This window comes from Halosimplex aquaticum (genome assembly GCF_028747785.1).
Classification (GTDB): domain Archaea; phylum Halobacteriota; class Halobacteria; order Halobacteriales; family Haloarculaceae; genus Halosimplex; species Halosimplex aquaticum.
Map to the genome: position 1 here is coordinate 976,575 of NZ_CP118158.1, position 18,151 is coordinate 994,725.

The window sequence follows — 18,151 nt, forward strand, 5'->3', positions numbered from 1 at the left end:
GCCCTCGCGACTATAGAAAGCTCCGCCTCGTCAGACGGGCGTCAGACGAAACGCGCCGTAACGCCTCTTACTTCGAACCGCCGTGACGAGAACGACTTCAATCGAACACCGGAGCTACCGACGATGCCGTGTCTCGCCAGCGAGATCGATCGCACCGCTGGTCGGGTACGGCGCCCCGCAGAACTTCCTCACTACGAACCCTTGTGACGAGAACGACTTAAAGGCCGGCCGACTCGTCCGGACCCCACCCGCGGTGACGACAGCCCACCTGCTGGGCGGGCAGTTTCCGCAGAACTTCCTCACTACGAACCCTTGTGACGAGAACGACTTAAAGGGCGGCCGCTGGCGACCGGGGTCGTCACTCCGCCCCCGTGTCACCTTCCCCGTACACCGGCTTCCACAACCGGTCGAAGTTCGGTCCCGGCCGGACCTCGGTTGTATCAGCGTCGTAGGCGACGACGTCGGCGTCTTCGAGTTTGGGGAGGTGGCAGTGGTGCAGCGATCGTGAGACGGCCTCTGGGTCGGGGTCGGACGACGACTGCTCGGACTCCCACTGGACGATCCGTCTGGCGAGGTCGGTGACGGCGACCGACGCTTCGGCCTCGTCGAGATACGCGACGACGTAGCGACGGCGCTGTTCCGCCAGCAAGTCGAATATCCCGTCGCGGGACAGCGTCCCGTCGCCGTCCGGCAGGTCGCCCAGGGTGAGCGTGTCGTCCATCTCTACCGATCGTACCGTCGCGATCCGGAAGTGACGTCGGCCGATATATACAACCCTTTAACCCGGTAGCGGGTCGCAGACAGCGCATCAGCGGTCATCGGACGGCGTCACTCCGAGGCGTCGAACTCCTGGACGGTGAGGACGTTGCTGACGAGGTTGCCGTGGGCCCGCCGGATGCGCTCGGAGAGCGCTTGCTGCGTGACGTCGAGCGCGTCGGCGACGTCGGCCATCGTCACGTCCTGCGGGACGTCGTAGAACCCGGCTTCGAGGGCGGCGACGAGGGCTTCCTGTTGCTTCGGCGTGAGCCCGAACTGGCCGCCGGCCTTCGGGGACGTCGGGTTGTAGATCCGGTTGACCTCGAACTCGATGCCGTTCGCCTCACAGTGCTCGTAGAACTCGGAGACGTCATCGTGGTCGTCGAACCGCAGGCGGAGCCGCCACGCGTCGTCGCGGCCCGTCGCTTCGAGGATGGTCGCGCCCGTCTGGAGGTAGGCGTAGCCGACCGATTCGACGTCGGGCGGCCAGGTCGCCCGGTACAGGGTTCCGTCGTCGAGCACGTCGAGAGGGGTCGCGTCGGAGACCGACGGGTCCTCGGCGATCGCGCTCTCGAAGCGGTCCATGTCGCCGCCGCGGATCCAGAAGTACGGCGTGAGCGTCCCGCTCGCGTGGGCGATGACCCGCTCGATCTCGATGGTCATCTCGGGTGCCGCGGCGAGTGTCCGCTCCATCGCCACCGCTGTCGACGGCACGGTGAACTCTCCGATGACGCTCATGCTCACGGACGTGCTTGCGACGGGCGTAGAATAAAAATGCGCCGTCGAACGGGACAAGCGGTGAGACGCGTCGGCCTACTGGAAGCCGATGCGGCCGCCGGAGCGGCGCTGCTGACCGCGGTTGCCGCCGCTTTTGAACTCCTCTTCCATCTGCTCGTAGTAGTCGCGGATGTCGTCGGTGATGGTCGGTCGGACGTTCTCCATGGCCTGGCGGAAGTGACGCATCTCGACGACCTCGGCGTCGTCGTCCTCGCGGAGCGCCTCGATGGCCGCCTCGCGGCCGATCGATTCGAGGTCCGAACCGACGAAGCCCTCGGTGATCTCCGCCAGTTCGCGGAGGCTCACGTCGGGGCTGAGCGGCTGGTCCTCCGTGTGGATGCGGAGGATCTGCTCGCGACCGTCGGTGTCGGGCTCGCCGATCATGACGAGGCGGTCGAACCGGCCGGAGCGGATGAGCGCCGGGTCGATCATGTCCGGACGGTTGGTCGCGCCGATGACCATCACGTCCTCCATGTCCTCCAGCCCGTCGAGCTCCGTCAGGAGCTGGTTGACGACGCGCTCGGAGACGTTACTGCCCACGTCGCCGCCGCGGCCGGGCGCCAGCGAGTCCAGCTCGTCGAAGAAGATCACCGTCGGGGCGACCTGCTTCGCCTTGCGGAACGTCTGGCGGATGGCCTTCTCCGATTCGCCGACCCACTTCGAGAGGAGCTGCGGGCCGCGCACGCTGATGAAGTTGGCGTCGGTCTCGTTGGCGACGGCCTTGGCCATCAGCGTCTTCCCGGTCCCGGGCGGGCCGTAGAGCAGCACGCCGGACGGCGGGTCGATGCCCATGCGCTGGAACTTCTCCGGTTTGTTCAGCGGCCACTCGACGGACTCCTGGACCTTGCCCTTGGCCTCCTCTAGACCGCCCACGTCGTCCCACGACACTTTGGGCAACTCGACGAGGACCTCGCGCATGGCCGACGGACTCACCTCGTTGAGCGCGCCGCGGAAGTCCTCGCGCTTGATGATCATCCGGTCGATGAGGCTCGGCGGGATGTCCTCCTCGTCTAAGTCGATCTCCGGGAGGTACCGGCGCAGAGCCTTCATCGCGGCCTCCTTGGTGAGGCTCTCGATGTCGGCGCCGACGAAGCCGTGAGTCTCGTCGGCGAGGCGGCCGAGGTTCACGTCGTCGCTCAGCGGCATGCCGCGGGTGTGGATCTGGAGGATTTCTTCCCTCCCGATCTCGTCGGGGACGCCGATCTCGATCTCGCGGTCGAACCGACCGGGGCGACGCAGGGCGGGGTCGACGCTGTCGACTCGGTTGGTGGCGGCGATCACGATGACCTGGCCCCGCGATTCGAGGCCGTCCATCATCGTCAGCAGCTGGGCGACGACCCGGCGCTCGACCTCGCCGGTCACGTCCTCGCGCTTGGGCGCGATGGAGTCGAGTTCGTCGATGAAGATGATCGAGGGCGCCTCCTCGCTGGCGTCCTCGAAGATCTCCCGCAACTGCTGTTCGGACTCGCCGTAGTACTTCGAGATGATCTCCGGGCCGGCGATAGAGAAGAAACTGGCAGAGGTCTCGTTGGCCACCGCCTTGGCGAGTAAGGTCTTCCCGGTGCCGGGCGGGCCGTGGAGCAGGACCCCCTGGGGCGGCTCGATGCCGAGTTTCTTGAAGATCTGGGGGTGTTTCATCGGCAGCTCGACCATCTCGCGGACGCGCTGGATCTCGTTTTGCAGGCCGCCGATGTCCTCGTAGGTGATCCCGCCGCCGGTCTTCTCGAACCCGCTGATGGGCTCCTCGCGGAGTTCGACCTCGGTGTCCTCGGTGATGAGGCAGACGCCCTCCGGTTCGGTCTCGACGGCGATCAGGGGGATCGCCTGGCCGGGCGAGCGCATGAACGGGTGGTTCGTCGAGGACATCACCGGGACGATGTCGCGCTCGACGACCGGTCGCTTGAGGATCTGTCGTTTCACCATGCCCGCGGCGTCGGATCCGAACTGGACGCTCGCTTCCTCGGGCGGCGCGAGGACGAGCTTGTCGGCCTTCTCGGCCTCCGCCTTGCGGATCTCGACGCGCTCGCCGATCCCCACGTCGGCGTTCTGGCGCGTGAATCCGTCGATGCGGACCGTGTCCGTGTTCCAGTCCTGCCGGTCCGCACGCCACACCTTCGCCGCCGTCACCTCGCTGCCCTCGATCTCGATGATGTCTCCGGGCGAGAGCTTCAGGTGAAGGAGCGTGTCGGGGTCCAGCCGGGCGATGCCGCGCCCCGAGTCGTTCGGGTACGCTTTCGCCACTTCTAGTTGCACTTCGTTCATAGTCGAGTGGGAGTGTGTCTCACTCGGGTACCACCGCGGATATGCTTTTTGCTCCCGGCGGTTTCGCTCGGAATCGGAACGGATCGGCGGCCAATCTCCGACCCGGCCCTTGCCCCTGACTCCCCGCTGCCGTGTCTCGATTACAGCGCGTTCGGCCCGAGCACCTCGCAAACGTCGTCGGCGTCGATGTCGCCGCGGCGCAGGAACTCGGACTCGCCGGCCAGACGGCGGATCGCGCTCGCGTGGTTCCCCGGGCACCGCCGCGGGGGACGAGGTCCACGTCTTCACCCACGTGTTCGCGCGAGCGCCACGTCGACCGATTTGTCGTCGATGGTCCCCGACCGGTCGGCGGAGGTCATCGCCGGCGGACCATCGACGCGGTCGGCGAGCGGAACTACCGGACGGTTTTTTCACCGCGGCCGCGGGAGGACACACGTATGCGAACCCTCGCGTTCGACGGCCGGATGGGCGCCAGCGGCGACATGCTCCTGGGAGCACTCGTCGCGGCCGGCGCCGACCCGTCCGCACTGGACCCCGTCGAGGAACACCTCCCCGTCCGATACGACGTCCGGTCGGTCACGAAAAACGGCATCGCCGCCACGGCCGTCGACGTGCGTCACCGAGACGCGGCCGGTGGCGACGACGACCGCCACGACGACAGTCACGGCCGCGACCACCACGGCCACAACGGCCACGACCACGACGAGGCCGGCCACGACGACCACGGGGGCGACGGCCACAGCCACGACACCCACGACCCTCACGACGACGGTCACCACCACGGCCACGCCGAGGGTGCTGGTCCCCACAGAACCTACGCGGAGGTCGTCGAACTCGTCGAGTCCATGGCCCTTCCGGAACGCGTCGAGCGGGACGCGCTGGCCGTCTTCGAGTTGCTCGGCGAAGCGGAGGCGAGCGTCCACGGGACGGACCTGACGGAGACGCACTTCCACGAGGTCGGCGCGGACGACGCCATCGCGGACGTGGTCGGCGTCTCTCTCCTCCTCGACGACCTCGACGTCGAGCGCGTGGTGACGACCCCGCTCGCGACCGGCGGCGGCGAGGTGTCGATGAGCCACGGCACCTACCCCGTCCCCGCGCCGGCAGTAGTGGAGATCGCCGAGCGGGCCGACTGGTCGCTGCGGGGTGGCCCCGTCGAGCGGGAACTGCTCACGCCGACGGGGGCGGCGCTGCTCGCTCACTTCGCCGAAGGCGTCGCGGAACTCCCGAACCTGGACGTGACGGCGTCGGGGTACGGTGCCGGCGGGTACGACTTCGACCGGTACCCCAACGTCATCCGGGCGATCGTCGGCACGGGGGAGGGCGGCCTCTCGCGGGACGCCATCACGGTCCTGGAGACGAACCTCGACGACGCGACGCCGGAGGTGCTCGGCGGCTTGCAGGAGTCGCTCGCGGACGCGGGCGCGCGGGACGTGTCGGTCATCCCGGCGACGATGAAGAAGTCGCGACCGGGCCACCTCGTGAAGGTGGTCGTCAAGCCCGAGGACGCCCAGCGGGTGGCACGACGCCTCGCCGAGGAGACCGGGACGCTGGGCGTCCGCGAGCACGGCGCCGGCCACCGCTGGATCGCCGACCGCGAGATACGGACCGTCGAGATCGAGGTCGAAGGGAGCACCTACGGGGTCGACGTCAAACTCGGTACGGACGGCGACGGGACGGTCTTCGACGTGAGCGCGGAGTACGACGACGCGGCGGCGGTCGCCCGCGAGACGGGACTCCCGGTCAGAGAGGTCGCCCGGCGCGCCGAGGCGGCCGCGAACGAATGACCGAGACCGTCCTCGTCGTCGGCGCCAGCGGCTACCTCGGCCGTTCGGTCGCGGAGCGACTGCACGAACGCGGCTACCGTGTCGTCGGCACGTACTGCTCTTCTCCGGCGCCCACGGCGAGCGTGCAGTTCGACTTCTGGACCGACGACGTGGGGCCGCTCCTGGAGGACCACGGGGTCGATACGGTCGTCTACGCCGCCGCGAACGAGTACGGCGGCGACGTCGACACCGGCGAGTCCGGAGTGGACGACCCGTTCGACGCGCGCGCCGAACGCTTCGCAGCCGACTGCGCGGGGCGGCGCGTCGTCTACGTCTCCAGTGCGGCGGTGTTCGACGGTACCGGACGCCGGTACGCGGAATCGGACCCGCGGTCGCCCCCGGACCAGTACGGTCACCGGCTGGCGACGTTCGAGGACGCCTTCGACGAGCACTGCGCGGACTCGGTCGCCGTTCGGTCGAGCTACCTGTTCGGGTTCTCGCGGGGTCGGCTCGACCACCGCCTCGCGCGGACGCGCGAGCACCTCGAACGCGACGAGCCGATCGCGTACTTCACGGACATGTACAAGAGCCCGATCCTCGTGACCGAACTCGCCGAGGCCATCGCGACGCTCGCCGGGGGCGAGGCGACCGGCGTCCTCCACGCGCCCGCGCCGCGGATCAGCGTCTACGAGTTCCACTGCGAGGCGATGCGGGCGCTCGGCTACGACCCCGGCCCGATCGAGCGCGACGCGATCCCGCCGGAGATGGACGTGGCTCCGGACACCTCCCTGTCCTCCGACCGGTTCGAGTCCCTGGTCGGGTTCGAGCCCTCGGCCGTCGCGCCCGCGCTTCGCTCACAGCGCGGCGGGACCGCGAGCGAGTGACCGACTCACTCCTCGCTCTCGTCGTCTGCGTCCGTCGCGCCCGAGCGTCCGACACCGACTTCGTAGTCGTTTTTCTTCCGGCGCCGGCGGACGTCGAGATCAGTCCTCGCGGTGTTCCGCCAGCGCCTCGTCGATCGTCAACTCCCCCAGCGCCACGCGGCGGGCGAGTGTCTCGTCGATGGCGCGGTTGGTGTCGCTCCGTTCGCGCGAGCGGTCCTTGATCCGCTGGAGTTCGCCCGTGGTCGGCTCGATCGTCCGGGACTCGACGCGCTCGCCGTCCAGCCGCGCGATGTTGACGGCGGCGAGCACGTCGCCCATCCCGCGGGCGCCGGTGCCGAGATACGGCGTCGTCCCCGTCTCGTCGACGAGTTCCACCGGGACGTCTTCGAGGTCGTCGATGATCTTCGCGCCCTGGAGCCGGGCGCCGTCGCCGATCCGGACGAGCGGGTCGACGGCGTCCCCGACCTCCTCGCGGACGACCTCGGCGGCGTCGACCAGCGGCACGTGGAACGTCGCGACGACCATCTCGCCCGAGAGGACGGCGATGCCCGGTCGCTCTCCCGGGTCGACACCCACGATTGTGCGGCCGCTTCCGCCACGGAGAATGGCGACCACCTCGTCGACGGCGCGGCGCGGGTCGTCGGGCTCGGCGCGGACGAGCGGCACGCTGTCGGGAACCGGCGGCGACTCGTCGGGCGCGGTGACGACGACGGTCGTCCGCTCGGGCAGGTCGTCGTCGAGTTCGATGGTCGTGAACGTCACGCCCCGGTCTCTGAGTTCGTTGACCACGCCGTGGTAGACTTCGAAGTCCGCCGTCGCGACGACTATCACACCCAGACTTGGCGAGCCATCCACCTAAGTCTTCGACGTCTCGCCCGGTCCGTCGGCGCGGTGCGGTCGCCGGGCGTCGACGGTCGGGTCGGCCCTCAGACGAGTCGTGGCCGTTTGCGAGCGTTTTTGTCCGGTGGCGACGAACCCGGGGACGTGAGCGAGCGCATTCCGACCGGCTGCGCGGCCATCGATGACCTGCTCGGCGGGGGGTTCGAGCGCGGGGCGGTCACCCAGGTGTACGGCCCGCCGGCCGCCGGCAAGACGAACATCGTCCTCTCGGCGGCCGTCGAACTGGCCGCCGCCGGCGACTCCGCGCTGATCGTCGACACCGAGGGCCTCTCGGTCGACCGGATGGAGCAACTGGCTGGGGCGGGGGGTCGCGACGCCGACGACGTGGCTTCCCGGCTCATCATCACCGAGGCCTACACATTCGAGGAGCAGGAGGAGGCCGTCCGCGACGTCGAGGAGTTCGTCGACGTCGTCGACTTCATCGCCCTCGACAGCGCGACCGGATTCTACCGCCTCCAGCGCACCGAACAGGAAGAGGGTGAGGCCCTGCGCGCGGTCGGCCGACAGCTCGCCCATCTGCTCTCGCTGGCCCGGAAACACGACATCGCCGTCGCGTTCACCAACCAGGTGTTCACCGACCCCGAGTCCGACCAGGCCCGCGCGCTCGGCGGCCACACCCTCAACCACTGGTCGGCGACCATCGTCCGCGTCGACCGCTTCCGCGGCGGGAACCGGCGGGCGACCCTGGAGAAACACCGCGCGAAGCCCGCCGGCGAGAAGGCACAGTTCAGGATCACCGATAACGGGTTGGAGAGCGGCGAGCCGCGGTAATCGGGAACGTCCGTTCCGTCCCGTCGATCGGTTTGGGAGTCCGCGTGTCGAGTACTGACCTCGGTCTTCGAGTTTGGTGTATCCTAGCGCGAAGCGAAGTATCCGTTCAGTAGGCCTGCATAATCGCTCAATTTGATTGCTGATCGTCCAGAAGGCACTTCACGTTCCCGTTTGACAGAACATCACACGTTGAATATGAAATCGTTGGCTGATCGTGGATGGGCCCTGAGCGACTTTGGCGTGGGTTTGCTCTTCTTGATAGGACTCGCTCTCTCTGGATACGGAGGTTACGTTCACTTCACAACCGCTGCCAAACTGAACAATACGCATTGCGATGGGTGTGCACCGTGGCATCCCCTTTTCGTTCTTACACCGCTTATTGTCGGTGCCAGCTTGGTCTTTCTCGGCGGATACTTTCTCTTTCGTCGGTAACTCCCTCGCCTGTACTGAGCATCCGCCGAGCGAAGCGAGGCGGTTCACCGGAATCGAGCGAAGCGAGATCTCGGCTTTTTCACCCATATTTTTGGCTCGGGGTCGCGAGCAACGCGAGCGACCCTCGAGCGAAAAAGATGGAAACTAGGTGGTCTCAGTAGATCAGGGCGTCGTCGTTCTCGACCATGTAGAGCGTCCGCGCCGCGATGTTGACGGCGTGGTCGCCGACGCGTTCGAGGTCGCGGACGGTGAGCAGCAGGCGCGAGACGTCGCCCATGAGCTGTTCGACCTCCTCCTCGCTGGTCTCGTCGTCGACCTCACGCTCGATGAGGTCGCGGACGATGGTCTCGGAGGCGGCCTCGCAGCGCTCGTCGACGACGTCGTCCTGGTCGGCGATGGCGAGACAGGCGTCGGGGTCCTGGTCGTCGTAGGCGTCCATCGCGGCCTCGACCATCTCGATGACGAGGGTCCCGATCTCCTGGATGTCGACGTCGGGGTAGAGGTCGCGCTCGGCCTCGTGGGTGTAGTCGCCGAGGTTGGTAGCGAGGTCGGCGATGCGTTCGAGGTCGGTGATGATCTTGAACGAGGCGGCGATGAACCGGAGGTCGGAGGCGACGGGCTGCTGGAGTGCGAGCAGGTCGATGCAGTCCTGTTCGAGGTCGAGGTAGAGCTGGTTGACCTCGTCGTCGCCGTCGATGACCTCCCAGGCGAGTTCGTCGTCTTTCGTCTCCAGGGCGTCGAGGCCCATCCGGAGCCGTTCGAGGACGACCTCGCTCATGTAGAGGACGTCCTCCCGCAGAGATTCGAGCTTCTCCTGATATCCTTCGCGTGGCATACTGCCAAAAACTGGCGGTACCGCAATGTAAGTTGCGACGGTCGCGGGTGTTGCCGGACGACGAGCGGGTCAGATCCCCGCGGTGAGCGGATCGGTTCGGTCCCCGGCCGACCGCGGGTCGACCGATCACTCGGCGAGCGCGTCGACCAGATCCGTGAGGGTCTCGACCTCGTAGGTAGGTTCGCGGTCGAGGGCCGTGTCGGCGCGGTGGTCGCGGCGGAGGAAGGCGCTGTCGACGCCGGCGCGGTGCGCGACCTCGACGTCTTTGGGGCTGTCGCCGACGTAAACCGCGTCTCGCGTCCCGAGTTCGTCGAGCGCGCGGTCGAGGTAGTGGGTCTCGGGCTTGCGCCGGCGGGCGCCGTCGAGGGTTGGTTCGCGGCCGGCGACGTGCTCGAAGTGGTCGGCCAGGCCGTGGTGTTCGACGATGAACTCGACGGTGCCGTGCTGGTTGTTGCTGACGACGGCCATGCGGTGGGAGAGGTCGGCGAGCGCGGTCACGTCGTCGTAGAGAGGTTTGTCGCCGTTCTCGATGGCCTCGCACTGATGGCGGACCGCGCGCTCTTCTCTCGTGGCCCAGTAGTCCGCGAGCGGGAGGTCGAGTTCGTCCTCCACCGCCGCGAGGCCGTCGATGTCGCCGTCGGCCGCGCACTCGACCAGGTCCTCTGGCGGGTCCTCGATCCCGTGGTCCTCGAACGCTCGGCGGGCGACGCGGCGGAGCAGTTCGGACTCGGTGAGTTCGACCAGGACGCCGTCGTTGTCGAAGACGACCGCTTCGTACGTCGTCACTGTGGACGGAACTCGGCTCCGCGAGGAGAAATCAGTACTGGTCGGGGGCGACCGGGGACGGCAGGGCCTCGACCGAACAGAACGGGACAGACTATCCGAACTTGCCGGTGATGTAGTCTTCGACGCGCTGGCTCTCGGGGTTCTCGAAGATCTTCTCGGTGTCGTCGTACTCGACGAGTTCGCCGCCGGTGAGGAACACGGCGGTCTGGTCGGAGATTCGGGCTGCCTGCTGCATGCTGTGGGTGACGACGACGACCGTGTAGTCCTCCGCGAGGTCCTCGATGAGGTCCTCGATCTTCGAAGTGGCGACCGGGTCGAGCGCCGACGCGGGCTCGTCCATGAGGATCACGTCGGGGTCGACGGCGAGACAGCGGGCGATACAGAGCCGCTGTTGCTGGCCGCCCGAGAGGCCAAGCGCGTTGTCGTCCAGGCGATCGCTCACCTCGTCCCACAGCGCGGCCTGCTTGAGCGAGCGCTCGACGAGCGCTTCCTCTTCCTCGCTGTCGTCGCGGCCGAGCAGGCGGGCGACGAGGCCGGTGTTCAACTCGCCGTGCTTGCGCGGCCCGTAGGCGATGTTGTCGCGGATGGACTTCGGGAAGGGGTTGGGCGCCTGGAACACCATGCCGACGCGCTTGCGGAGTTCGACCAGGTCGACGCCGTCCTGGTAGATCTCCTCGCCGTCGAGTTCGACCGAGCCGTCGATGCGGGCGGCGTTGATCCGGTCGTTCATCCGGTTCAGACACCGCAGGAACGTGGACTTCCCACAGCCCGACGGGCCGATGAGCGCGGTGACGCTCTCGCGGGGGATGTCCATCGAGACGCCCTTCAGCGCGTGGTCGTCGCCGTAGTAGACGTCCAGGTCATCCACGGCGAGCTTCGGCTCGCCCTGGAAGGAGAACTGCGTCCACTCCTCGCGGACGCGCTCGTCGGTCTCGCCGGTGGTGGTGGTCGTCTGGGTCTCCGCGGCGGTCTCTGCGGTCGGTTCGTCGGTTTCGGTCTGAGTCACGTCTGTTTCGCTCATTGGTTGAGTTTTCTCCTGAAGTAGATCCGCGAGCCGATACCGATGGCGTAGAAGCTCATCACGACGAGCAACAGCACCAGGGCGGTGCCCCAGGCGAAGCCGAGGTTCTTCTCCAGCCCGGCGCCGATGACCGCGAACAGCTGGTACGGGAGCGCGCTCGGCGCGCCCGACGAGTGGATGAGGTTGATCTCGGGGACGGCCACGAACGGGAACGTGGACGTGAAGCTGAACCCGCCCTGGATGACGCCGGGAACGTTCGTGGGGAATGGCGTGCTCGTGGTGACGAGCAGGATGGGCGCCGTCTCGCCCGCGATGCGGCCGACGCCGAGGATGACGCCGGTGATGACGCCGGGCAGCGACGCCGGCAGGACGACGCTCTTGATGGTCTCCCACTTCGAGACGCCCAGCGCGGCGCTGGCGTCGCGGTACTCGTCGGGGACGCTCTTGAGCGACTCCCGACTGGTGATGACGACCAGCGGCAGGAGCATGAACCCGAGGACGAACTGGCCGGCCAGGATGGAGTTCGTGTTGCCGAGCCGGGGGACGAGGAAGGCCAGTCCGAACAGGCCGTAGACGATGCTCGGGGTACTCCAGAGCCCGTTGGTCGAGATCTCGACGAGGAAGGTGAACCGACCCTGCTCGGCGTACTCGGTGAGGAACACCGCGGCGCCGACGCCCAGCGGCACCGCGAAGACGATAGCGCCGACGACCAGCCAGATCGTTCCGACGATGGCCGGCAGGATCCCGTCGATTCCCGCGCCCGTCGTGCTGTAGCCCTCCATGACGAACGGCCAGTAGAACCAGACGATCGGGCCCTCGACGACGACCCAGGTGTCGACCAGCGGCGGGTTGAACCAGGTCCACGGCCCCCAGAAGAGGCCGTACTTGACGCCCTCGGTCATCGGACCCCAGCCGCGGACGACGATGAACCCGACGATGGAGCCGAGCAGCGCGAGCATGCCGGCGGCGTTCGTCCCGATGAGCGTGTAGGCGCCGAGCTGTCGCCCCTGCGGGCCGAAGCCGCCGTAGACGCGCGCGGCGGTCCAGGCGCCGACGAGGCCGGCGAACAGCGCGATCACCGGGACGCCGACGACGCCGGTGACCGTGATCGAGAAGCCCTGCGGCGTCCAGCTCCAGCCCGGACCGACCACGCCGGCGAGGACCACGAGGCCCGACAGGAGCACGAACAGGCCCGCCGAGAAGGTGATGCCGAGGTCCTCCCGGGCCACGAGCGCGACGGCGGCGGCGAAGGCCCCGGCGGCGAGCGCGACCGCCGGCCAGGCCGTCGAGAGACCGAGCGTCTGAGCGCCGACGAGGCCGCCGACCGCGAACCAGATCAGGCCGACGAACACGGCGGAGACGAGTCCGCCGGTGTGTCCGGGCTCGGTCTCGAAGAGCCCCCCGTAGGACGCGGCGCCGAGCGCGACGACGCCGGCGCCGGCGACGGTGAGGGCCCCACCGAGGAGCGTTGCGACCGTGGTACCGCCGACGGTGACGTCCGCGGGCAGGTACTGGGCGAGCGCGAGCAGCCCGACGACGAACGACCCGAACGACAGCGCCACCATGACGCCGCTGATCAGTTCGCGCGTCGAGGAGTCGCCGGCGACCAGCGCCGACCTGGCTGCGTCGGTCCGATGGCTCATTGCTCACCTCCCAGCCGCTCGTTCATCCGGCGCTCGATGAGCTGCGAGGCGACGCTGAAGCCCATCACCGTGACGAACAGGACGACGCCGGCCGCGAACAGACCGGAGAACTGGAGGCCGCTGGCGGCACCGTACTGGCTCGCGATGAGGCTCGTGAGCGTGATGGTGCTGTCGAAAACGTTCGTGAGCGGGTCGGGCAGGTCGACGACGTTCGCCAGGATGACCGTCGCGGCCATCGTCTCGCCGACGGCGCGCCCGACGCCGAGGAGGACCGCCGCGGAGATCCCGGAGAACGCCGTCGGGAGCGTGACGCTGGTCGTCGCCTGCCAGTCGGTGGCGCCCAGCGCGTGCGCGCCGTCTTTCATCTGCCCCGGGACGGCCGCGATCGCGTCTTCGGCCACCGACACGACCGTCGGCAGCGCCATCACGCCGATGACGAAGCCGACGAGGAAGAGGTTGCCGAGCTGGGGGACGTTCAGTTCCGTCTGGAAGTACGGGGAGAGGACCGTGTAGCCGATGAACCCGTAGACGATGGAGGGGATGCCGGCGAGCATCTCGACGGCCGGTTTGACGATTTCCCGCGCCCAGCCGGGCGCGATCTCGCTGATGAAGACGGCGCCGGCGATGCCGAGCGGCGCCGCGACGAGCGTCGCGATGACCGTCGTCAGGAACGTGCCCCACATCATCGGGACCAGCGAGTAGACGTTCGACCCCGTCGACCAGAACGGGTCCGACCCCGTGAACAGGTACAGCCCCATCTCGCGGACGACCGGAATCGCGTTCAGCACGAGATAGACGGTGATGAACCCGAGGACGAGGACCGTCGAGGTGGTCGTCACGAACAGCAGGAACCGGGCGGTGCGGTCTTCCTCGACGACGTAGCTCACGAGGGCGAACACGACGAACGCGCCCGCGAGGTACCCCGTCAGCGCCGGCGCGACCAGAAAGGAGAAGAGCGTCACGGCGAGCAGGACGCCCCCGAGGCCGCCGATGACCGTCTCCGTCTGGTCGAGCCCCTCGAGTCGCGTCGCGACGCTCATGCGTCTCGCTCCGCCAGTTTCTCGATCTCTGTCTGCTGGCGCTCGTCGGTGAGCTTCGAGTACCCCTCGGGCTCGACGAAGTTCGTCTGGCCGAAGTCGCTGAGGATCATCCGGAGGAAGGCGGCCTCCTTCTTCGAGGTCCCCTCCCAGGTGTAACAGTGCAGGTCGCGCGCGAGCGGGTACGAGGGATCGGAGAGGTTCTCGCCCGGCGTGTACGTCTTGCCGTCGAACTCGAGTTCGATGGCGGGGACCGACTCGTCGACGAACGCGAGCGCCATGTACGCGATGGCGTTGTTGGAGTTCGAGACGGTCGTCTTGACCTGCTGGTTCTGTCCCTTCCGGGCGTCGACGCCCTCCATCGACGCGTTCGGGTCGCCGAGCATGTTCGTCCTGAAGGCGGTGTCCGTCCCGGACCCCTCGGACCGACCGACGGCCTGGATCTCTTTCTCGGGGCCGTCGTAGCTGTCGATCTGCGACCAGTTCGTGATTTCCCCGGTGTAGATGCCGCGGACCTGCTCGGCGGTGAGCTTGGTGACGCCCGCCTCGTATATCTCCTTGCTGACGATGATGGGCTGGGCGTCGACGGCGACGACGTGGTTCGTGAACCCGGACAGTTCCTCCTCGGAGGCCTCGGGGAACTCGGCCGCGACCGGCGCGCTGGAGTTCCCGATGTCGATCTGCTGGTTTCGGAGCTTCTCTAGCCCGGTCCCGGAGTGGCTGAGGCCGACTCGCACCTCGAACGGCGGCGAGACGTCGCCGTCGGCCTCGAACCCGTACTTGCTGCCCCAGTAGTCGGACAATCGCTTGTCCGTCTCGATGCCGTACTGACTCGGCCCCCAGTACTCCATGTCCGTCGGCTTGTAGTTCGACGCCCAGTAGGAGGCCGCCGTCTGTACGATCGGGAACAGCGTCGACGACCCGCCCGCCTTGAGCAGTTCGAGTCCCGAACTCCCGCCGCCACCGCCCCCGGCTGCGGCCTGACCCGGCGGTCGCGGACTCGTACTAATACAGCCACCCAGCGACGCGGTGATTCCCGCCGCGCCGGCCAGCAGTTGCCGGCGGGTTACAGGTGTTTCCCGCATTACCAGACGAGAGGTTCTAGATTAACTAAATACTCTACTATTATGACTATATAGACGTACATACTCATGGCTACCGGAGTCGCACCCGTACTCTGGCAGTAGGTTCCACCTACGGATTTGCCGTCGCTTTATAGTCAGCTGTTTCGCTCGCTTTCGGGGCGATGGGGCGCGTCTGAAAATCGCTCGTAGGCGGTTTCCTGGCGGTTTGAGAAGCCGACTCGGTGGCTGAGAATTTTCCGTCGAATCCATCCGGAGAATCGATCGATTGAACCGTTCGACTCGCCGTCATTCGAGGGTCGGTACGGGGATACTGTCGGGTATATAGGTTCACGAGACCGAGCGGCGGGTGCCGGACCCCCCGGCGAATCGAGGGAGTACGGCCGTTCTCGGTGTCGATATATGCCGCAATGTACTGGTATGTAGACGTAAATATATAGAAAGGGGTTGATTTATTGCGTCGTATCCACACCACCCGGCTATGGAGACCCGCAAGGTCCAGGTGACGGGTGGCTCGACCTACACGGTATCACTGCCGAAGGACTGGGCGACGGAGAACGACGTGAGCGCGGGCAGCGTGGTGGAGTTTCACTCCGAGGAAGACGTCCTCCTGCTGTCGCCGAAGAGCGAGAACGAGCGCGAAGAGGGGGCGATAGACATCGACGGGCTGGAGGGAGACCAGCTCACGCGGGCGGTCATGACGATGTACGTCAGCGGGTTCGACGTCATCACCTTCGAGGCGTCGCGGGTCACGGCCGGCCAGCGCCGCACTATCCGGGAGGCGACCCAGGGGCTCGTCGGCCTCGAAGTCATCGAGGAGACGGGCGAGCGAGTCGTCCTCCAGGACCTGCTCGACTCCTCGGAGCTGTCGGTCCACAACGCGATCACGCGGATGCGACTGGTCTCGATGACCATGCTCTCCGACGCGGTGACCGCGCTGCTCGAGAACGACGACGAACTGGCCCACGACGTGATCGAGCGCGACGACGACGTGGACCGCCTGTGGTACATGGTCTCGCGGGTGTTCCGGACGGTGCTCCGGAACCCGGCGGCGGCGACGGAGATCGGGTTCCCCCGGGAGACCGTCTTCGACTACCAGTCGAGCGCCCGCCAGCTCGAACGCATCGCCGACCACGCGACGAAGATCGCGACGATCTCGCTGGAGATCGGTCCGGTCAACGACTCCGTCGCCTCGACGCTGAGCGAGCTACAGGACGCGGCGGTGACCGTCCCCGAGACCGCGATGGACGCGCTGCTCGAAGACGATCCCGACCGGGCCGTCGAACTGGCGACGGAGGCCCGTTCCGACCTACCCGACATCGACAACCGCGCGCGAGACGTGGACGACGTCATCCGCGGCCTCGACGAGCCCGAACTGGCGCAGTCGCTCGGCCTGGTCGTCGACTCGCTGTCGCGGACCGCCGACTACGGCGGGAACATCGCCGAGAGCGCGCTCCAAAAGGCCGCTCCGAGTCCGTAAAACGGGGTGATGGAACCCCCGGGGCGAGGTGGCAGTTCGCAGGTGCGGCGTGCGACGGGCGCACCGAATCGGCGCGGGGGTGCTCGGTGATGCGCTCGGTCTGGTGGTCAGTTGGCGGACGCGCCGCACGCCATCGACGACTGGGCGACACACCGACAAAAGGCTCGCTAAGAGCGGTACTGACCGGTCCCCACGGCCACCGAGCCCACCCGAACGATATATAGACCGAGAGGAATACCTGCATCCGAACGCAGGAGACGCCACTCAGGAGCAGGGAGAACGTGGAGAAACCGCAGGAGTCCGCGGCGTTACTCGACGAGGACGGCGTTGATCTGGCCGTCCTGCCCGGGTCGGGAAGTGACGCGGGCGCGCCCCTCGCTGGTCTGGATGATGGCGCCTTTCGTGACGATGTTCCGGCGGACGTAGTTGGGGTTCGAGGGGTTCTCCTCGACGTCCTCGATCTCGGCGGCGACGGTGCCGTCGTCGGTGGCGACGCTGGCGGTGTCGGCCGTGATCGCGCGGATCTTCTCGGTGTTGCCGCGGGCGTCGACGGTCTTGATCTTGGGCTCGCCGACGCGGGTCTCGGTCGGCTGGTCGCCGAGTTCGTGCTTTTTCTTCTTGCGGAAGTTCCGGCGGCGGCCGCCGGTGCGCTTGCGAGTGGAGCGTCCCTGGAACTTCATACGTGTGCAGTGTCACAGCGTGTACTTGAACCTCTCGACTCTCGGCCGGTCGCGCCGCCGGGCGCGTCGATCCGGCGCGGTCAGCGGGTCGGGCCGTCGCGGGCGGGCGTCGACCGGCAGGGTTACGTGGCGGCGCGCACCCATCGAGTGACGATGAGTCTGCGCCGCGCCGTGGCCGTCCCGTTCCGCGCCAAGGGCCGAGAGCGCCTCTCGGAGAGCGAGTTCGTCGTCGCGCTCTCGCTGGACCGCGACTGGTTCTCCCCCGAACAGGCCAAGCGCCTGGTCGACGTGGCCGTCACGGAGGGACTGCTCGACCGCGAGGACGACGACGTCGTCCCGACGTTCGGCCCGCGCGAGGTGACTGTCCCCGACGGGTTCGTCCCCGACGACGACGTGTTGCGCCAGCGCTCGAACTTCGAGCGGGCGCTCGACGCGCTCGTCGAGGCCGGCGTCGACAAGCAGACCGCCGTCGCCGACGTCAACAGCCTGCAGGCGGACCTCGGCGTCACCGTCGAGGCCGCCGCGGTCGTCTACGCCCGCCGCGAGGGGGTCGAGATCGGGGATCTGGCCGACCGCGCCGCGAGCGAACTGGGGGGCGAGTGATGGTCGAGGACCGCGTCACCGACGGCAAGCGCATCGCGCAGTTGCTCTCCTCCGAGCTGTCCGGTCGCGACCGCGGCACCCTCGGCGACGTGGCCGTCGTCGACGCCGACCCGGACGCCGAGCCGTCGCCCGAGGGGACCGTCGCCTACGGCGTCGAGTTCCGCGACGAACGCGTGGGGACCGTCCGGATATATCCCGAGGCCGCCACGCTAACCGTCTCCCATCGAACCGACGCCGTCACCGAAGCCGTGCGCGAGGAGGCCGCGCGCGCGGGTCGTGACGGCGGACTGGCCGTCACGGAGGACGACGCAGTCCGCATCGAATCCGGCGCGGCGGTCAAGCGTGCGGTCGACGCGCTCGTCGCGGGACTGACGGCCGAGGATTAGCTGAGACCGACCGCGCTTGCCCGCCACGAAGCGACCCGTTTTTGCCGGAA

General features: G+C 67.7%; 18 protein-coding genes. 6 read left to right on the forward strand and 12 right to left on the reverse strand.

The features are described 5' to 3' along the window. Positions 1-358: 358 nt before the first annotated feature. The 3 genes from PSC72_RS04770 to PSC72_RS04780 all read right to left on the reverse strand — a co-directional run bounded on the left by PSC72_RS04770 (position 359) and on the right by PSC72_RS04780 (position 3,795). On the reverse strand, positions 359-721 hold the full coding sequence (locus PSC72_RS04770; RefSeq protein ID WP_274324749.1) for a DUF7344 domain-containing protein: 363 nt from the start codon (positions 719-721) through the stop codon (positions 359-361). A gap of 107 nt (positions 722-828) precedes the next feature. Then, entirely contained in the window at positions 829-1,494 is a 666-nt protein-coding gene (locus PSC72_RS04775) for a helix-turn-helix domain-containing protein (RefSeq protein WP_274324750.1), read from the reverse strand. A gap of 75 nt (positions 1,495-1,569) precedes the next feature. After that, positions 1,570-3,795, reverse strand: a complete 2,226-nt coding sequence (locus tag PSC72_RS04780) for a CDC48 family AAA ATPase (RefSeq protein ID WP_274324751.1) — start codon at positions 3,793-3,795, stop codon at positions 1,570-1,572. Between the two features lie 437 nt (positions 3,796-4,232). Between PSC72_RS04780 and larC the strand changes: the two genes are divergently transcribed. Then, positions 4,233-5,582 (forward strand): nickel pincer cofactor biosynthesis protein LarC, encoded by a 1,350-nt coding sequence (gene larC, locus PSC72_RS04785; RefSeq protein ID WP_274324752.1) that lies wholly within the window; start codon positions 4,233-4,235, stop codon positions 5,580-5,582. Continuing rightward, positions 5,579-6,445, forward strand: coding sequence for a sugar nucleotide-binding protein (locus PSC72_RS04790; RefSeq protein WP_274324753.1), 867 nt, complete (start codon positions 5,579-5,581; stop codon positions 6,443-6,445). Before larC ends, PSC72_RS04790 begins: the two co-directional genes overlap by 4 nt. 99 nt (positions 6,446-6,544) lie before the next feature. Here the strand turns inward: PSC72_RS04790 and PSC72_RS04795 are convergent, their stop codons facing one another. After that, positions 6,545-7,276 (reverse strand): hypothetical protein, encoded by a 732-nt coding sequence (locus PSC72_RS04795; protein ID WP_274324754.1) that lies wholly within the window; start codon positions 7,274-7,276, stop codon positions 6,545-6,547. Positions 7,277-7,429: 153 nt separating this feature from the next. Here PSC72_RS04795 and radB point away from each other — a divergent pair, with 153 nt between their 5' ends. Beyond that, a complete protein-coding gene (gene radB / locus PSC72_RS04800) occupies positions 7,430-8,116 on the forward strand; it encodes a DNA repair and recombination protein RadB (RefSeq protein ID WP_274324755.1) in 687 nt (228 codons plus the stop codon). A gap of 159 nt (positions 8,117-8,275) precedes the next feature. Here the strand turns inward: radB and PSC72_RS04805 are convergent, their stop codons facing one another. The 7 genes from PSC72_RS04805 to PSC72_RS04835 all read right to left on the reverse strand — a co-directional run bounded on the left by PSC72_RS04805 (position 8,276) and on the right by PSC72_RS04835 (position 14,955). Next, complete coding sequence (locus PSC72_RS04805; RefSeq protein WP_274324756.1) at positions 8,276-8,635, reverse strand: hypothetical protein; 360 nt, start codon at positions 8,633-8,635, stop codon at positions 8,276-8,278. A 67-nt stretch (positions 8,636-8,702) separates the two neighbouring features. Then, positions 8,703-9,383, reverse strand: a complete 681-nt coding sequence (gene phoU / locus PSC72_RS04810; RefSeq protein ID WP_274324757.1) for a phosphate signaling complex protein PhoU — start codon at positions 9,381-9,383, stop codon at positions 8,703-8,705. A 126-nt stretch (positions 9,384-9,509) separates the two neighbouring features. Next, complete coding sequence (locus PSC72_RS04815) at positions 9,510-10,169, reverse strand: HAD family hydrolase (protein WP_274324758.1); 660 nt, start codon at positions 10,167-10,169, stop codon at positions 9,510-9,512. A 91-nt stretch (positions 10,170-10,260) separates the two neighbouring features. Further along, positions 10,261-11,190, reverse strand: coding sequence for a phosphate ABC transporter ATP-binding protein PstB (pstB, locus tag PSC72_RS04820; protein ID WP_274324759.1), 930 nt, complete (start codon positions 11,188-11,190; stop codon positions 10,261-10,263). Beyond that, the gene (gene pstA, locus PSC72_RS04825) at positions 11,187-12,833 is read right to left on the reverse strand and encodes a phosphate ABC transporter permease PstA (protein WP_274324760.1); all 1,647 of its coding nucleotides are present in this window, start codon (positions 12,831-12,833) and stop codon (positions 11,187-11,189) included. The genes pstB and pstA overlap by 4 nt, the downstream gene beginning before the upstream one ends. Beyond that, positions 12,830-13,873 (reverse strand): phosphate ABC transporter permease subunit PstC, encoded by a 1,044-nt coding sequence (gene pstC, locus PSC72_RS04830; RefSeq protein ID WP_274324761.1) that lies wholly within the window; start codon positions 13,871-13,873, stop codon positions 12,830-12,832. The genes pstA and pstC overlap by 4 nt, the downstream gene beginning before the upstream one ends. Then, positions 13,870-14,955 (reverse strand): PstS family phosphate ABC transporter substrate-binding protein, encoded by a 1,086-nt coding sequence (locus PSC72_RS04835; RefSeq protein ID WP_274324762.1) that lies wholly within the window; start codon positions 14,953-14,955, stop codon positions 13,870-13,872. Before PSC72_RS04835 ends, pstC begins: the two co-directional genes overlap by 4 nt. A gap of 478 nt (positions 14,956-15,433) precedes the next feature. Between PSC72_RS04835 and PSC72_RS04840 the strand changes: the two genes are divergently transcribed. Continuing rightward, positions 15,434-16,432 (forward strand): phosphate uptake regulator PhoU, encoded by a 999-nt coding sequence (locus PSC72_RS04840; RefSeq protein WP_274324763.1) that lies wholly within the window; start codon positions 15,434-15,436, stop codon positions 16,430-16,432. A gap of 308 nt (positions 16,433-16,740) precedes the next feature. Here PSC72_RS04840 and PSC72_RS04845 read toward each other — a convergent pair whose 3' ends face one another. Continuing rightward, a complete protein-coding gene (locus tag PSC72_RS04845) occupies positions 16,741-17,112 on the reverse strand; it encodes a 30S ribosomal protein S8e (RefSeq protein ID WP_274324764.1) in 372 nt (123 codons plus the stop codon). Between the two features lie 153 nt (positions 17,113-17,265). Between PSC72_RS04845 and PSC72_RS04850 the strand changes: the two genes are divergently transcribed. Then, entirely contained in the window at positions 17,266-17,715 is a 450-nt protein-coding gene (locus PSC72_RS04850; RefSeq protein ID WP_274324765.1) for a DUF2240 family protein, read from the forward strand. Further along, a complete protein-coding gene (locus PSC72_RS04855) occupies positions 17,715-18,101 on the forward strand; it encodes a hypothetical protein (RefSeq protein WP_274324766.1) in 387 nt (128 codons plus the stop codon). Before PSC72_RS04850 ends, PSC72_RS04855 begins: the two co-directional genes overlap by 1 nt. Positions 18,102-18,151: the final 50 nt, after the last annotated feature.

What these genes read in the sequence shown, in the direction of transcription:
- PSC72_RS04775 (WP_274324750.1), bottom strand. Translation starts at nt 1,494, where the DNA reads ATGAGCGTCATCGGAGAGTTCACCGTGCCGTCGACAGCGGTGGCGATG.
- PSC72_RS04805 (WP_274324756.1), bottom strand. Translation starts at nt 8,635, where the DNA reads ATGGGTGAAAAAGCCGAGATCTCGCTTCGCTCGATTCCGGTGAACCGC.
- PSC72_RS04835 (WP_274324762.1), bottom strand. Translation starts at nt 14,955, where the DNA reads ATGCGGGAAACACCTGTAACCCGCCGGCAACTGCTGGCCGGCGCGGCG.
- PSC72_RS04845 (WP_274324764.1), bottom strand. Translation starts at nt 17,112, where the DNA reads ATGAAGTTCCAGGGACGCTCCACTCGCAAGCGCACCGGCGGCCGCCGC.
- PSC72_RS04770 (WP_274324749.1), bottom strand. Translation starts at nt 721, where the DNA reads ATGGACGACACGCTCACCCTGGGCGACCTGCCGGACGGCGACGGGACG.
- PSC72_RS04850 (WP_274324765.1), top strand. Translation starts at nt 17,266, where the DNA reads ATGAGTCTGCGCCGCGCCGTGGCCGTCCCGTTCCGCGCCAAGGGCCGA.
- PSC72_RS04855 (WP_274324766.1), top strand. Translation starts at nt 17,715, where the DNA reads ATGGTCGAGGACCGCGTCACCGACGGCAAGCGCATCGCGCAGTTGCTC.
- PSC72_RS04790 (WP_274324753.1), top strand. Translation starts at nt 5,579, where the DNA reads ATGACCGAGACCGTCCTCGTCGTCGGCGCCAGCGGCTACCTCGGCCGT.
- pstC (WP_274324761.1), bottom strand. Translation starts at nt 13,873, where the DNA reads ATGAGCGTCGCGACGCGACTCGAGGGGCTCGACCAGACGGAGACGGTC.
- pstB (WP_274324759.1), bottom strand. Translation starts at nt 11,190, where the DNA reads ATGAGCGAAACAGACGTGACTCAGACCGAAACCGACGAACCGACCGCA.
- larC (WP_274324752.1), top strand. Translation starts at nt 4,233, where the DNA reads ATGCGAACCCTCGCGTTCGACGGCCGGATGGGCGCCAGCGGCGACATG.
- pstA (WP_274324760.1), bottom strand. Translation starts at nt 12,833, where the DNA reads ATGAGCCATCGGACCGACGCAGCCAGGTCGGCGCTGGTCGCCGGCGAC.
- phoU (WP_274324757.1), bottom strand. Translation starts at nt 9,383, where the DNA reads ATGCCACGCGAAGGATATCAGGAGAAGCTCGAATCTCTGCGGGAGGAC.
- PSC72_RS04780 (WP_274324751.1), bottom strand. Translation starts at nt 3,795, where the DNA reads ATGAACGAAGTGCAACTAGAAGTGGCGAAAGCGTACCCGAACGACTCG.
- PSC72_RS04840 (WP_274324763.1), top strand. Translation starts at nt 15,434, where the DNA reads ATGGAGACCCGCAAGGTCCAGGTGACGGGTGGCTCGACCTACACGGTA.